The sequence below is a fragment of the Roseburia sp. AM23-20 genome, assembly GCF_003470905.1.
GTDB classification, from domain to species: Bacteria; Bacillota; Clostridia; order Lachnospirales; family Lachnospiraceae; genus Roseburia; species Roseburia rectibacter.
The window spans coordinates 153,386-168,932 of sequence record NZ_QRHS01000004.1; the positions used below are offsets into that span (position 1 = coordinate 153,386).

12 protein-coding genes and 4 tRNA genes are annotated in these 15,547 nt (G+C 41.7%); 1 reads left to right on the forward strand and 15 read right to left on the reverse strand.

Translation table 11 applies throughout. The annotated features are described in order from the left end of the window. Window positions 1–37 precede the first annotated feature (37 nt). The 7 genes from DW650_RS05660 to DW650_RS05690 form a co-directional block, all read right to left on the reverse strand. Window positions 38–595: a biotin transporter BioY gene (locus DW650_RS05660; RefSeq protein ID WP_117920864.1), complete on the reverse strand. Its 558-nt coding sequence runs from the start codon at window positions 593–595 to the stop codon at window positions 38–40. A 187-nt stretch (window positions 596–782) separates the two neighbouring features. Beyond that, complete coding sequence (locus DW650_RS05665) at window positions 783–1,622, reverse strand: hypothetical protein (RefSeq protein WP_117920865.1); 840 nt, start codon at window positions 1,620–1,622, stop codon at window positions 783–785. A gap of 73 nt (window positions 1,623–1,695) precedes the next feature. Next, window positions 1,696–2,526 carry an HAD family hydrolase gene (locus DW650_RS05670; RefSeq protein ID WP_118209294.1) on the reverse strand — a complete coding sequence of 277 codons (831 nt, stop codon included), beginning with the start codon at window positions 2,524–2,526 and terminating at the stop codon, window positions 1,696–1,698. A 169-nt stretch (window positions 2,527–2,695) separates the two neighbouring features. Next, window positions 2,696–4,030: an MATE family efflux transporter gene (locus tag DW650_RS05675; protein WP_118209295.1), complete on the reverse strand. Its 1,335-nt coding sequence runs from the start codon at window positions 4,028–4,030 to the stop codon at window positions 2,696–2,698. Beyond that, window positions 4,023–4,472, reverse strand: coding sequence for a MarR family winged helix-turn-helix transcriptional regulator (locus DW650_RS05680; RefSeq protein ID WP_117920868.1), 450 nt, complete (start codon window positions 4,470–4,472; stop codon window positions 4,023–4,025). Before DW650_RS05680 ends, DW650_RS05675 begins: the two co-directional genes overlap by 8 nt. A 226-nt stretch (window positions 4,473–4,698) precedes the next feature. Beyond that, complete coding sequence (locus DW650_RS05685) at window positions 4,699–6,177, reverse strand: DUF4367 domain-containing protein (protein ID WP_118209296.1); 1,479 nt, start codon at window positions 6,175–6,177, stop codon at window positions 4,699–4,701. Between the two features lie 2 nt (window positions 6,178–6,179). Continuing rightward, on the reverse strand, window positions 6,180–6,668 hold the full coding sequence (locus tag DW650_RS05690; RefSeq protein ID WP_015561507.1) for an RNA polymerase sigma factor: 489 nt from the start codon (window positions 6,666–6,668) through the stop codon (window positions 6,180–6,182). 770 nt (window positions 6,669–7,438) lie between these two features. Here DW650_RS05690 and tyrS point away from each other — a divergent pair. Continuing rightward, window positions 7,439–8,665: a tyrosine--tRNA ligase gene (gene tyrS, locus DW650_RS05695; protein ID WP_117920871.1), complete on the forward strand. Its 1,227-nt coding sequence runs from the start codon at window positions 7,439–7,441 to the stop codon at window positions 8,663–8,665. A 4-nt stretch (window positions 8,666–8,669) separates the two neighbouring features. On the opposite strand, the gene DW650_RS05700 is transcribed toward tyrS, so the two are convergent. The 8 genes from DW650_RS05700 to DW650_RS05735 all read right to left on the reverse strand — a co-directional run bounded on the left by DW650_RS05700 (window position 8,670) and on the right by DW650_RS05735 (window position 15,391). After that, window positions 8,670–9,491: an alpha/beta hydrolase gene (locus DW650_RS05700; RefSeq protein WP_117920872.1), complete on the reverse strand. Its 822-nt coding sequence runs from the start codon at window positions 9,489–9,491 to the stop codon at window positions 8,670–8,672. A gap of 130 nt (window positions 9,492–9,621) precedes the next feature. After that, window positions 9,622–9,692 (reverse strand) — tRNA-Cys (locus DW650_RS05705). Window positions 9,693–9,821: 129 nt separating this feature from the next. Further along, window positions 9,822–12,017, reverse strand: coding sequence for a beta-propeller domain-containing protein (locus DW650_RS05710; RefSeq protein WP_243102864.1), 2,196 nt, complete (start codon window positions 12,015–12,017; stop codon window positions 9,822–9,824). Between the two features lie 58 nt (window positions 12,018–12,075). Beyond that, a complete protein-coding gene (locus tag DW650_RS05715; RefSeq protein WP_118209298.1) occupies window positions 12,076–12,588 on the reverse strand; it encodes an RNA polymerase sigma factor in 513 nt (170 codons plus the stop codon). Between the two features lie 177 nt (window positions 12,589–12,765). After that, complete coding sequence (locus tag DW650_RS05720; protein ID WP_118209299.1) at window positions 12,766–14,913, reverse strand: methyl-accepting chemotaxis protein; 2,148 nt, start codon at window positions 14,911–14,913, stop codon at window positions 12,766–12,768. A 199-nt stretch (window positions 14,914–15,112) separates the two neighbouring features. Next, window positions 15,113–15,183 (reverse strand) — tRNA-Cys (locus DW650_RS05725). Between the two features lie 15 nt (window positions 15,184–15,198). Further along, a tRNA-Glu gene (locus tag DW650_RS05730) sits at window positions 15,199–15,270 on the reverse strand. Between the two features lie 48 nt (window positions 15,271–15,318). Continuing rightward, a tRNA-Asn gene (locus tag DW650_RS05735) sits at window positions 15,319–15,391 on the reverse strand. Window positions 15,392–15,547: the final 156 nt, after the last annotated feature.

Below are 15,547 nucleotides of genomic sequence, written 5' to 3' on the forward strand. Positions count from 1 at the left end.
TTTTCTCCCTCTCATTTTGTCGGATACCGTGAATTTTTCACGATCTCATTCTCACCACCTCATATGCAAGCACCGGTCTGACACGCTTTGCCACCACTGCTCCAAGAATACTTAAAGCAATATCCCCCGGTACAGCCAGAACAAAGCAGTACAAAAACAATGGTCCTACGGCGATCGGCGTATCGATCACAAAGTTACAGATGATATAGTAATAAATCATGCCGATTGCATACACGCAGAAAAGTCCCGCCAGGTTTGCAATCAGATACCGCGTTATGGTCTTTTTTTCCATGTGTTCTGCGATCCACCCGGTTACAAATGTTCCTACGGCAAATCCGATGATATATCCAAAACTCGGCTTAAACACATACCAGATTCCGCCCCCCTCTGAAAAAATGGGAAGTCCGGCAAGTCCAAGCAGCATATACGAGAGCACAGACAACGTTCCAAGCCTTGATCCAAGCAGCAGCCCCGCCAGCATTGTAAACAGATATTGCAGGGTAAACGGCACGACCGGTATCGGGATCTTGATAAATGCTCCAACTGCGATCAGTGCCGTGAATAGTCCACAGTAAATCACACCTTTTGTTTTCATCTTTGTTAACCTCCAATGTTCTTATAGTTAACAATATTAGTTAAAAAATGGGATAATGTCAACTCTTTTTATTTTATAAATTAACATTATCCCATTTTATTAAAACAATTTGTATCATCATAATCACATACAATATACACTTTTAAACATTTTCAATATCAGTATTCATAAGACATACATGTATGCTTTACCTGTCATACCCGGCATCCGCCGCACATTTCCTTATCACTTTGGGAATATTCGCCTGATTATAAGAAAGCACTTCGATCTTTACACCCATTGCATACTGCTCTTCCCCTTCGAGCTTCTGCACACCGCCTTTTATCACTACTTTCGGACGTTTTACATCAAAACTGTATTCCATTCCAGTCAGAACACCTGATTTATTAATGGTATATACAATACGCTCATTCTGGTAACCGGTCTTCTGATACTGCTCATAATAAACAGACATCTTATCCATCTGTTCTGTATCGTCCTGTTCCTTAAACCCCGCCGGTTCTATTAAGTCAAGTGCCTGATCTCTTTTTTCTTTTAACTGCTGCCCAGACAAAGAAAAGATGATCTGCTTTGCTCCATCATCCAAATCTGCCGTCTCTGCAGAAACAATATCTTCCTCCCGATAACCCGGATTGGTAAGTGCCTGATAATTGGGGATATCTGTTGTCGTGCTGTAACCATTCCATTCACTCCAGGTTCCTGCCTGGTAGGAATTTACCGTAACACCATCGCAAAATTCTTTCACATACGTCATGGCTCCATCTGCATCTGTATTCTTATATTCCACCATCCAGGTTTCATCTAACAGATCAGCCCAGACTTCCTGCGTCTGCTGCACAATATCCTGATTTCCGGAATAACTGTTCGTCACCAGATAATGCACATTATTTACTCTGCGCAGCCCCCGCATGGCATCTAAGACTTTACCAGTCTCCTCACTTGCGACCCCGCCTGCAAACATACTTTCCAAAAATAACACCCCGGAAAAAATAGTGACTAAAACTGCCTGAACTGATTTTTTATCCATAGGGCTCCTCCGATCTCATCACGACTTCATTCGTGATTTTACTTGCACCATTTCATGGTATCATCATTTTCCATCAAATACAATCGTTTATCAGCCCAAGCCGCTCAAATGCATGTAAAATTCCATCCTCATCAATATGGTCTGTTACCATGTCCGCTAACCTTTTTACCTCATCTCTGGCATTCCCCATTGCAACACTGATCCCGGCGTACTCCATCATCTGGAGATCATTCGGTCCGTCACCAACTGCAATGCAATTCTCCCGTGAAATGCCGACATGATTTAAATAACGCTCCATACCGGTCGCCTTATTAATTCCATTAATTCCGATCTCGCCCGCAAAATCGCCCATTCCATCCAGGCTGATCGCCACCGCATCAAAATACGGTTCCATATCCGCATGTACCTTAGCAACCGGAAACGGTGCACCATAATAAATGATCTTCTCATTTTTTTCATTTTCCCATGGCTTCTCGGTCAGATGCATCCGTCCGATCAGACGGTCTAAGCGCTCTTTACTCATTCCGGCATCCCGGTAAACCTTTAACATGCCATCACAGCTTCTCTGGTTTAGCACCACGCCGTCATCCGCCTGATAGCAGAATAAAAATCCATTACTCTCTAAATAGTCAAAACTGCTTTTTCTGTGCTCCTCATCAATATAGGCATGATAAAACTCTTTTCCTTCGTCTTCCACAAAAGCTCCGGCTCCGCCGACGATCCCTGAAAATCCGAGTTCCAACAGTGCATCATAAATCTGAAAACGGCTGCGTCCGCTACATACCACCATCCTGTGGCCGTTTGCCTGCGCCGTCCGGACTGCATACTGTGCAGACTCCGGAATCTCACCTTTTTCATTGACCATGGTTCCATCTACATCAAGAAATACTACCTTTTTATCCATTTTCCACATCACCAGTCCGTAAATTCGTCTACACTCTAAAGTTCCTTTTTACCGACGGACCCTTTCCTAACCTGATCATTTACACTATTATTTTATCTTATCATGCATTTCACAGGCTTTCAATATACATTCCTCCTTACATCAAAGCTTTATTTAAAATAGATTGTAATCACTGCTGCTTTCTGTTCGCATATAAATAATAGATCACATTGAGAACAATTCCAAATATCGTTGCTGCCGGAGCCGCAAAACCAATCTTTGTAAGACTTGCGTCCGGCTGGATGCTCATATAATATGCTAACGGCAAGCGCACCAGCAGTGTCTGGACAAGCCCCTGCACCATAACCCAGACTGTCTTATCGTGTCCATTAAAATAACCGATTATGCTGAATAAAATAGCTGTCACGATCGTTTCTAGCGCAAAACCTTTTAGATAATCATAACCATTCTGCACAACGGCTGCATCTGTTGTAAAAATTCCAGTCAGAAGATTTCCTTTAAACCAGACAAGTGTAAATACGATACATCCGATCACAAGTCCAACACCCATGCCTGTAAACATTGCCTTTTTTGCTCTCTTTTCGTTGCCTGCACCCACATTCTGCGATACAAAGGATGCCATGGACTGCATGAGGGAACTTGGGATGAGCATTGCAAAATTGACAATCTTACAGGCAACTCCGTATCCGGAAGACGCTTCAAGTCCGAGTCGGTTGACAAATGCGCAGAGTGCAAGAAAAGATATCTGCGTCAGAAATTCCTGCAAGGCAAGCGGCAGACCGATCTTTAAGGCTCTCACACAGTGCATATTGATTTTAAAATCGTGTTTACTGATTTCAAATGGCAGTTCTCTTTTTACCAGCAGGAATAATGCAAACACAACACTGACTGCCTGTGCTGCTACCGTTGCGATCGCAGCTCCAGCTGCATCCAGATGCAGTCCTGCAACTAAAATCAGATCTCCTGCAATATTAACCACACAGGCAACCGCAACAAATAATAATGGGGATTTGCTGTCTCCAAGACCTCTGAAAATAGCTGCGAGCAGATTATACGCAACAATGAAAAAGATTCCGCCGCCGCAGATGCGCACATAAGTGGAAGTCAATTCCACTGCTTCTTCCGGTGCCTGCATCAATACTGCAATCGGCTGTGAAAACCCAATCATGATTACAAAAAGCACCGCAGAAACGATTGCAAAAATAATTGTCGCGCCACCGATCAAAGCCCCTATATACTGCGGTTTTTTCTCCCCGATATACCGTGCGATCAATACTGTGATACCCATTGCAAACTGCGTGATCACAAACGTAACTAAGTTAAGCACCTGACTTCCTGTCGATACAGCTGAAAGCCCGGAGGTTGTTCCAAACCTTCCCACGACTAAAAGATCTACTGCACCATAAGCCGCCTGAAGCACCAGTGCACCTAATATCGGCATCATAAATGGCAGTAATTTTCCCAAAATACTTCCCTGTGTAAAATCTGATTTTGAATTATTCAATGTCAACTCTCCTTTTACTCATGACTTCATAAAATTTTTCAATAGTCTGAATCATACAGTCTGCTTCTTCTTCGGAAATATGATCCATATATTTTAAAAGCCGGCTGTAATAATTTTTATCGTACTTATCCCACAATTCTTCACCTTTTTCTGTAATCGCAACATATGTGATTCTCCCATCTTCCTCCGATGCATATTTGGTGAGATAACCCTTTTTTTCCATCTCCTTGACCGTTCTTGTAACCCCCGGTCTTGGCAGCTTTAAGGTATCACTGATATCTGATACTTTTACTCTTTCCTTACTCTCCTGCTGACTGTGGATCACATCCATATACTGAATATATGCCGGTGTTACTCCTTCTGGCAGTTCCGGGAGCAGTTCCCGGATTCTTTTTGCAAGATAACAGGCATCTAACATTCTTTTTATCTTTTCTGCTGTCATTCTTTCACTTCCTTTTTCTGTTCTGCTCTATATAATTACTCTTGGTAATTACCATTGGTAATTATACGGCAGTATATATAGATTGTCAATAAGATTTTGATACCTCATACACAAGATAAACTCTTTATTTTCCAATAAAAATACCCCGAAAGCAGCTTCCAGTTATTGGATCTGTCTGCTTTCGGGGTATTCTGTCCGATTTCGGTCATTTCTTTATATTCTCTTTTTACTGCCGGATATCCACAAGTCCCTGCTCTAAATCCTGTTCCATAAATTCATAACCACAGCCTGACGTACTGGTATTTAAATAAAGATACGGAAGCACATCTTCATCCACAACAAATCCGACATGTAACGTTTTTGTCTCCCCCGCTTTGATACTGTCAAAATAATTATTTCCCCGCTCTCCGCCGGTCACATCAAAATATCTCATCTCCTCACCATATTCTAAACTGCTGCTGTCAGAGCTGACCGTATCCCATGTTTCTCCCTCTTTCGGCTGCTCTGCACCGCAGATTTCATAAATTCCGTTCTCTTCTTTGATTTTCATGACAGAATTAAAAAATAAAATGTCTTTCATCTCTGTATCTCCGGTATTGCTGTATTCTAACGTAACATATACTAATTTCTTCGGTACCTCCCTGCTGCTTATAACCTCATCAAGTGTATTCACTCCATCTCCGGATTTGATATAAGAAACCGTATCCGGTATCAGTTTTCCATTTTCATCTGTGCCAATCATATCCCTGTCCACAAAAGCCGGATCAAGGATTCCGGTATCATCCGTTACTTTCACATCTGTTACTTTGATCCACAGATTCTTAGCTTCTCCGCCAGTTTCTCCCTGCACTGCAAATTCTTCTCCAATCTTATGCAGATTTTTCATTTCATCTGCAGTTGCAGTTGTTTTTAACTCCCCATCTTCGGAATCCTCTTTCATATCCTCTGCCACAGTCGCCTCATAATCACTCCAGTTATATGGATGAATGACCGTGCCATCCGAAAGTTCCTCTGCAGATGCTAAAACAATCCCCTCTGCCACCTTGCAGGCTTCCTCTTTTGTCACATCATGACCGATATACATCTGCATTACATAATGATACTCCGGATAAGTCACATAGATCATCTGATCAAATGCTTTATCCTGATCAGATGTATTTTGCTTTTTTATATAGACACCATCATGATTTCCAACCTGGATATTTTCACTTTCCGTCACATAATCATCCTGCATCCCAAAAGATTCATCCCCTGTATCCATCTGATAAAATACAATGGAGATTCCCCCCTGTCCTGGTGTCTGTTCATAGCTGTATTTTCCTTCTTCTGTCTCTTTCATTCCATCCGGCAGATAAGATAATTTCATTGCAACCGGTGCCACATTTTGTGTCGCATCCTGCGCAGTAAGCTGTGATGCCTGATCATCTGTTTTTCCGGTATTTTCTGTCCCATCTGTCTTTTCAATTGCTGTCATTCTGCCGTAATTTCCCTGCGGACTGCTGCTCATACGGTATAATTTTGTTCCCGCAAAAATCGTCGTTCCAAGAATAAATGTCGCCGCCAGTGACGCCACCACCGCTTTTTTCAATGAAAAATAGCCTTTCTGAGGTGTTATTTTTACCTGTTTTTCTACTTCTTTTTCTATCATATCCCGCATACTCTGCGGCATTTTCGGAAATTCCTGCTCCATATTTTCAATATTCATACTCAACTCTCCATTCCGTAACTGTTTTCCTGTTCCAATTCGTTTTTCAATCTCGCCCTTGCACGTGACAGGCGGTTTTTTATGGTGCTTTCCGTCACGCCTAAAATTCCTGCTATTTCCCGCACACTGTACCCTTCCATATAATACAGTGTGACAGAAAGCCTCGCATCCTCTGACAGATGGCTGATTGCTTCATATAATTCGGAGTAATCCTTTGTCTCCGCAGCCTGTTCCTCCATCTGATAATCTTCTAACGATACCACTTTCTTTTCCTTTCTTATCACGGTATAACATTCATTGATCAGTATCCTGGTCAGCCACGTTTTCGCATAGGCATCTGATTTTAACGTGTGTAATTTGGAAAATGCTTTCACGATCGTTTCCTGAATTGCATCTGCACAGTCCGCATCCCGGTACAGCAGCGTTTTCGCCACATGATACATCATATCTTCCGATGCGATGATCAGCTCTCCCAATTCTTCTTTTTTCATAACTTTCCTTTCCGCCGGCTTACATATTCTGTTGTTTCTTCGTTACTGTTCACTCGCAAGTTTGACACTTGCTGTCAAACTGTGCGCCAAAGACTATATTTTGCCAGATTACAGCCCCATGCATCGAAGATGCATTTCAAATGGGCTGTAATTGATACTGCTCACACAGTGTGTGAACAATAGCGTTTCTTATGAGCTCATAGAAGGGCATGTCATTGCATATCCCATGCTGCCTTTACCTCTGAGTATACAATTTTTCATGCTATTTGTATCATCCAGTGGAAACATTCTGACCACTGAACCTTTACATAGATTAGACGCATGGAAAATAAAAAAGGTCGCAGCTTTAAAAAAATTATTTTCTTGACAAATTTTATTTATCATGCCTATAATGACGTTAATTGAAGCAGAACAACAGCTTTGACGGGAAGAAGTAAAAATAAGCGGAACGAACAGAAAGCAACCGGCTGATGAGAGGTGCACGGAAAACTTATTTCGAATACATCCCCGAGCTTCACACCAAATTCGCATTTTTGAAAGATGCGATAGTAGGCTGTGACGTAGCGGCGCACGTTACAAGCGCCTGAGTGTTGTCGGACACTCGATAAGGCAGACAATGTGAATTGCCTGCGAACAAAGGTGGTAACACGGGTTTTTATCCTCGTCCTTTTTTAGGACGGGGATTTTTTTATGTAACAGGAAATATTGCTCTAAAAGAGCTGATCTATTGTTATAAACGATTCAATTTAATTTTAGGAGGATTTACAATTATGACATTGTACGATGAATTAGTTGCCAGAGGTCTGATCGCCCAGGTAACTGACGAAGCAGAAATCAAAGATCTGATCAACAACGGAAAAGCTACTTTTTACATTGGCTTTGATCCAACCGCAGACAGTCTTCATGTAGGACATTTTATGGCATTATGCTTAATGAAACGTCTCCAGATGGCAGGCAACAAACCAATTGCTTTAATCGGCGGCGGAACCGCCATGATCGGAGATCCATCCGGCCGTACCGACATGCGCCAGATGATGACACCGGAAACAATCCAGCACAACTGTGACTGCTTCAAGAAACAGATGAGCCGTTTCATCGATTTTTCCGATGGAAAAGCACTTATGGTAAACAACGCAGACTGGCTGATGGACTTAAATTATATCGATGTACTGCGTGAAGTTGGTGCTCATTTCTCCGTTAACCGTATGTTAACCGCAGAGTGCTACAAACAGCGTATGGAAAAAGGTTTAAGTTTCTTAGAGTTCAACTACATGATCATGCAGAGCTACGACTTCTACACCTTATACCAGAAATACGGCTGCAACATGGAGTTCGGCGGCGATGACCAGTGGAGCAACATGTTAGGCGGTACCGAGCTGATCCGCAGAAAACTTGGAAAAGACGCTTACGCAATGACCATCAACCTCCTTCTTAATTCGGAAGGCAAAAAAATGGGAAAAACACAGTCCGGTGCTGTATGGCTTGATCCGAACAAGACTTCTCCGTTTGACTTCTTCCAGTACTGGAGAAACGTTTCTGATGCAGACGTATTAAAATGCATCCGTATGCTGACATTCCTTCCATTAGAAGAAATCGATGCAATGGAAAGCTGGGAAGGCGCACAGCTTAACCAGGCAAAAGAAATTCTTGCATTTGAGCTGACGAAACTGGTACACGGTGAAGAGGAAGCAAACAAGGCAAAAGAAGCTTCCCACGCTTTATTCGCAGGTGGTGGCGATTCTGCCCACATGCCAACCTTAGAACTGACTGCTGCTGACTTTGCAGATGGAGACTTAGATATCCTTGCACTTTTAGTAAAAGCAGAACTTGCTCCATCCCGCTCCGACGCAAGACGTGCCGTACAGCAGGGTGGTGTCTCAGTTGCCGATGAAAAAATAACAGACATCCAGACCACTTACAATGCAGATTCCTTCGGTGCTGACGGACTCGTGGTAAAACGTGGTAAAAAGAAATTTGTAAAAATTATTGTAAAATAATTTTTTACTTATCCCGGAGTGCGATCAGCCACCTCTTTGCCAACGGCAGCCAGCTCTCGCACTCCTGCTGGATTCCTGTACCATCCCGCATTGCTGTGAGCCTGCTGCAGGTACTGAGACCATGTTTCCCGACCGGATACATATGAAATTCCACCGGTATCTCATATTTTTTCATTGCCTCGATCAAAAGCAGGGAATTTTGCACCGGGACTGACTGATCTGTGTAAGTATGCCAGATAAATGCCGGCGGTGTATACTCTGTCACCTGTTTTTCAAGAGAAAGCAATTCTAACATTTCTTCTGTCTCATTGCCACCGAGAAGCTGCTTAAAAGATCCACGATGTGCATATTCCCCGGATGTGATAACCGGATAATTTAAAAGCATTGCCGCAGGTTTTAATATCTCATTCATCACACCGGCAGCCTCAGCCAGCCACTTCGTATGCCAGAACATAGAAAGGCATGCTGCAAGGTGTCCGCCCGCGGAAGACCCTTGGACAACGATCTTATCTGTATCCACATGCCACTCTTTTGCATGCTCATGAATCAGCTTCATGGATGCGGCCGCCTCTAAAAGTGCCGTCGGATAAACTGCCGGTGCCACCGAATAACGCAGCACCGCCACATGATATCCTATACTTAAAAAATGCATGGCAAGCGGCTCTGATTCCCTGTCAGACGTGTGTTCATAACCGCCACCCGGACAGATCAGCATCATAGGACGCTTATCAATCGCAATGGAATCCGAATCGTCCAGTATATAAGTACAAAGTCTTGCATCCGCAAGTGAACCTTTTTCGTGTAAATGAAAAACTTCCGTTAACATAATTTCTTCTCCATTTATATTTTCTGCTATAAATTACTTTTACTATAACAGAATGCATGCTCCATAAACATTCTATTATCAAGAATAAAAAAAACAAAACCTCGAAAATAGATATTTTCGAGGTTTTAAGAGGCACGGACCGGATTCGAACCGGTGATGACGGTGTTGCAGACCGGAGCCTTACCGCTTGGCTACCGCGCCATATGATGTTATAACAGATGCTGTCTCTTCTGTTATTTTTAACTTCCAATCTCTCGCAGAAGTTCTGTTAAGATTTTATCAGAACAAAACTTCTGCGTCAAGACCGATTTTCATTTTCTACTTAAAATTCTACTTAAAATCTATGCTTTTTTGCATACAATATTCCTGTGTTCTGTCGTAAGAGATGATTTTTTCAGTACTTACAATATAAAACATATCTCCCGCATAAATTCCCCTATATGCTGATGTATCTGCCGCTTTGGACTGATCCGGATTTCCCGCCTTATCAGTCAGACTTTGTGACAGCAGAGTTTCAAATTTTTCCCCATTCCATGAAAGTAAAAGATACGTAACACTCTCCCCATCACCATAAGACTGCAGTGCAAATCCAAGCAGATTTTCATCCGCATCTGCAAGCACACATTTATAATTATAGAGTGCCTCACTGTAATTATAATCCTTTAAAACAAGGCTCTCCACCTCTTTTAAATCTGCAGGATCTGAAATATCAAACATTGTGATCTTAATACCTGTATGTTCTCCTGTCTTTTCATCCGTCTCATATCCAATCCCGATCAGTTTATCATCGCCCCAGAAATGCAGATATTCCGAAAAACCACTTATCTTTAATTCTCCAAGTACCTTTGGATTTCTATCATCCGATAAATCTACAGCAAAAAGCGGATCTGTATTGCGATAGGTAACAAAATATGCCATATTCCCCAGATAACGCGCAGCATAGATTTCCTCTCCCTGTGCAAGGCCTTCTATCTTGCCTGTAAGACTCAGATTTTTATCAAACAAATAAAGATTATTCGTGTCCTCTCCATTCACTGAATCCTGGCTGGTCGTTAAAACCCGTAGTTTTCCGCTTTGTTCATTTATCGCAAATGTATCTGTAATTCTCCCGTTCACTGAAACTGCTCCATCAGCATCCATCTTCCCATCAACAAGCCCAAATTTTGCAATCTGTGTTACCGCATCATTCCAGGAACCTTTTATCTGATACGCATAAAACGCACTTTCACTCACATAGATATCCACATACTGACTTAAAATCATGGTATTATCCACAACCTGATCCGGATTTTTCACATTTACTGAGGATATCAGCAGACTGTTGCTTCCTCCACCACCATTGTCCACGTAAATATCTTCTGCATCTACCGCATTATCATTGACTAACGGAATCCATCCACTTACATTTTCTTCCGTAACGGCTTCTTCTTTTGTCTGTTGTGGCATACTGATTCTTTTATTGGTAAAAAGATAAATGATATTTCCGACCTTTCTTGATGTCTGATACCTTCCATCCTGCGTCACACACCCGGTCTTTACAGGCTTTTTTGGATTACTGATATCATAAGTGATCACCCTCGTTTTTGTTCCATCCCTGAAATAATAAATACAGTCTTCCGTATAATTTTCTGTATCATCTGCCTGCATTTCCAGTCCGGAATCTTCACTTTCCACAATCACGCTTAAAATATCACCATCCACATACATCTCAAGCACACGGTCGGATGAAGTTTCAGAAATCTGTATTTTTCCGGTCTGTTTTAATGCTTTTTTCCGGATATCCGTAATCAATATTTCATTGTGGCTTACCGTGTAAATATAAGAACCATCTGTTTTGACAAAATCGCTCTCATCCACGCCTTGCGTCTGCAGATTTGTCCCGGAATACCGCTGTTCTGCCGTATCAGATGACACATCTGCGGTTTCCTTCCCTGACTGTGCTCCGGCACCTTTTATCATTTGTGTACTGCCTATATCTTCCACACCATCTACTACTGCACCTGCTGTATCTGCCGTGTCGCCCATAATATATGTTGTAACATCACCGGAACTTGAATTTTCTCCCTCCGCAACCGCTATTCCGTCTGCTTCCTTTTCCTGACCACTGCCAGAGCAAATTGCATCATAGACCTCTCCATAATTTTTTGCGACTGTATACAAAGATCCTGCATCTTTTTTTTGTGCATTTTTCTCTACGCCTGCAGTCGCTCCATCTTTTAATTCGCTGCTGCCTTCTGATCCTTCATCTGACTTTTGCCCGGATGCCGCTTTTTCTATACCCACCGGCGCCGTCATAAACCCTGTTTCTCCCCCGGTAACTGCATGGATTCCTCCTGCCACACCTACGACTAGCACAAGTGCCGCCGCTGCGACAGCCCCGTAATAAGTGATCCCGCTTCTTCGTTTTACCTTATTTTTCTGGTTCTCCTTTAATTTTCTTTTCATCTTTTCCGGATGAATACTCTCTGGAATTTCTTCCTGTTCGGCAGATTTCTTTATTTTGTCTAAGATTTCTTTTTCTGACATAGGCACCTCCATTCTGTAATGAAAAATTTTCACTACTGCATTTACCTCTGATAACCATTCATTGCAACTGCTGTTCCATTTTTTTTAAAGCGCGGCTTTCTTTGGAACGCACGGTATTTTCATTCATATGTAATATTTCAGCAATCTCACGGCTCGTATAACCTGCAAACTGATGCAAGCTGATGATCAGGCGCTCTTCATCCGCAAGTTCAAAAAATAGCTTCCTGATCTGTATACATTCTGTCATCTCTGGTCCGGAATCACACGCAATCTCCTCTGTATCCTCAATCCCTGTCTCATTTTTGCCCGCATACTCACGCAGTTGATCCTTGCATTTATTGGATAAAATCCGAAATATCCAGCTCTTAAATGCTTCTTCACTGCGCAGCTTTTTAACTGATGCAAACGCGTCAGTAACGGCATCACTTACCGCATCCTCCGCATCACTTGCATTTCGCAACGTATACAATGCAAAGCGGTACATATCCTCGTATATTCCGGCATACAGTTGGGCAAATGCATCCACGTCTCCGCGTTTTGCCCGCCACACAAGCTTCAGATAATTTTCCATAAATATTTTCTCCATGGGATTTTCATTAGATACTTATTTTTCTGTCATATATATAGTCTAAATAAAGGCAGGTTTTGTTGCAAGAAAATAAAAAAAGCCGCCTGCTGATTAGTACGCCGCTTACGACATAAAAATGGGGAAAGCACTCTATACTTTCCCCATTTAACATAATTTCTTTTATTCTGTTTTAAATACTGAAATCTCCGATTTCAGATCATTCATATTATCACCCAGTGACTGAGCCGTCTGATTCATGGTATCTACATTCTCCTGAAGTTTTGCAGCAACACTCTGAACCAGTTTTGTTCCCTCTGCTGTTTCTGCAATAATATCCGAAATATTCTTTACTGCAGCCAAAGTATCTTCACGCTCTTTATCCGCCTGCTCTGTACTGGATACGATTTCTTTCAATCCATCAAACAGCTTCTGCATACACTGATTCATGTCATCAAAAACTCCAACAACTTCCTGTACAGCTTCTGTCTGAAGTGCAACCATGTCTCGTGCCTGTTTTGCATTTTCTACACTGTTTACCGTCTGGTCACTGATATGAGTTACATTGTTCTGAATTTCTCCGGCTGCCTCTGCAGAATGATCTGCAAGCTTTCTGATCTCCTCAGCAACCACTGCAAATCCTCTTCCTGCCTCTCCTGCTCTCGCCGCTTCAATAGAAGCATTTAAAGAAAGCAGATTCGTCTGTTCAGAAATATCTGTGATTGTTTCCACAAACTCATTGATAATCTCAGATTCCTTTTTGAGCTCCTCAATACTGGTCTCTACCTTTATGGTTACATCTGTTGTTTTTGTTGCACGTTCACCCAACGTCTGAACCATCTCCATACCATGACTAATCATACTTTCTGCCTCAGAGACAAGTTTCTCGACCTGGCCTACAATGCTGCTGACATTTTGAATTTCCTCTGAAAGCGTATCTGTCTTTCTTACACACTCTTCTGCATGTTCAGACTGCTTTGTTATACCATCATTAATCTCATCTATCGCCTGGATAATGTTCGCAGAATAATCTTTCATAACATCTGATGCCTGTCTTACTTCCTGCGCAGATGACTCTAATGTGTCAGTTGCTCCACTTACTTTCTGAACCAGCTTTTTATTATTATTGATCATATTATTTGCAACAACTGCAAGATTGTTAAATTCATCATGACCTTTAACGCTGACCTTAGTTGTAAGATTTCCCTCTGCAACCTCTTCAAGTCTTCCGGAAATACGTATCATATTCTTCTGTATTCCGGTACTGATGATAATACCGATCATTACTGCAACAATACATGCAATTACTACTACTGCGATCGTCACATTGCGGATCTCATCTGCCTGTCCATTGACAATCTCCATTGGTACAAGTGCACATACCGCAGCATTTGTACGCTCCATCCGGCTGTAAAAGAACAGGTAGCTCTTTCCATTTATGCTGACCTCTTTGGTAGTCTGCTGGTCTTCAATATTATTAAAGAAATCCTGTCCATAGAATACTGTCTCACCATCCGCTCTGGTACTCTCCTGACCTTCCGGAAGTTTTTCGGAAATAATTTCCCTTCCTGACTTAGTAACAAAACCAATGATACTACCTTCTCCCATATCAAGGCTATCTAAAAATTCCTGAATAGCAGATGCTTTGATATCAATTACAATAAATCCTTTACCAGACTGTGGCGTTGTTTGATATGCCATAATATAATCTGACTGTTTTAAACCAAGGGTTTCGTCTAAAGTCTTATGATAATCAACCCATTCTGGTAATTTTTTTTCATTATCAGAATATCCAAGCATTTCATCCTTATACTCTTTGTAGATACCCATTGCAGTTCCGCCTGCCCTTGTGGATAACATCTGGATATCTTCAATTGTCACAATATGTATATTGCTGATAAACTCATTTCCTGCCTGAGATGCACGGATACTTGATCCCACACTGTTAATAACAGATTTTTTCTGCGTGGAATCAGTCTCATACAGACCTATCATATATTTTCCAAGATCTGACTGAAATGCATACTTTAATGCCTCTGCCTCAATAAAAGAGTTACTTACATCAATATACTGGTTTGCCATATTGATTGTCTGTTCATTTGAATCCCGGAATGTATCATACATACCAGCAGCTGCTTTTTTATAAGAAAATACCCCAACCAAAATCAAAAATAGGATCGGAACCAGAAAACATAAAAAAATCTTCGCACGTATACTAAACAGTACGCCTTTCTTCTGTTCCTTTTTTTGAACCATTGTCTGTTTCGGAACTTTTTTTGACCTTTGTGATCTTACACCTTTTACAGGTGATTTTTTGTTCTTATTGGCCATAACACTACCCTCTTGAGCAGAATCTTCTGCTGCCTCTCCAACATAATAATATTTAGAATATATACTAGAATATCACAAAAAATGAGTTTTAAAAAGTCAATTTTTGTAAATTTTTACTTTTTATTGCGCTTTTTGTTCTGTTTATATTTATAAATACAACAAAGAGCTCTAGAAAATCCTAAAGCTCTCTACTTTTCAGAGGCGACAATCGGAATCGAACCGATGATAAGGGTGTTGCAGACCCGTGCCTTACCGCTTGGCTATGTCGCCATATAATATTGTAAGTGACTCCGACGGGAATCGAACCCGTGTTACCGCCGTGAAAGGGCGATGTCTTAACCGCTTGACCACGGAGCCGGAGTATGATCCAGATAAACACAAACTATGATTTACCGGATAAAAAAACTCCCCGAGTAGGACTCGAACCTACGACAGCGCGGTTAACAGCCGCGTGCTCTACCAACTGAGCTATCGAGGAATATTAAATATATAACAAAACGACGTATTTGATACGTCATTTTTATCATATGTATTAAAAGTTAGTACCTTCAAAACTTCATACAGAACTCCGATTCTATTTGGTCAAGCCCTCGATCGATTAGTAACAGTCAGCTCCACACGTTACCGTGCTTCC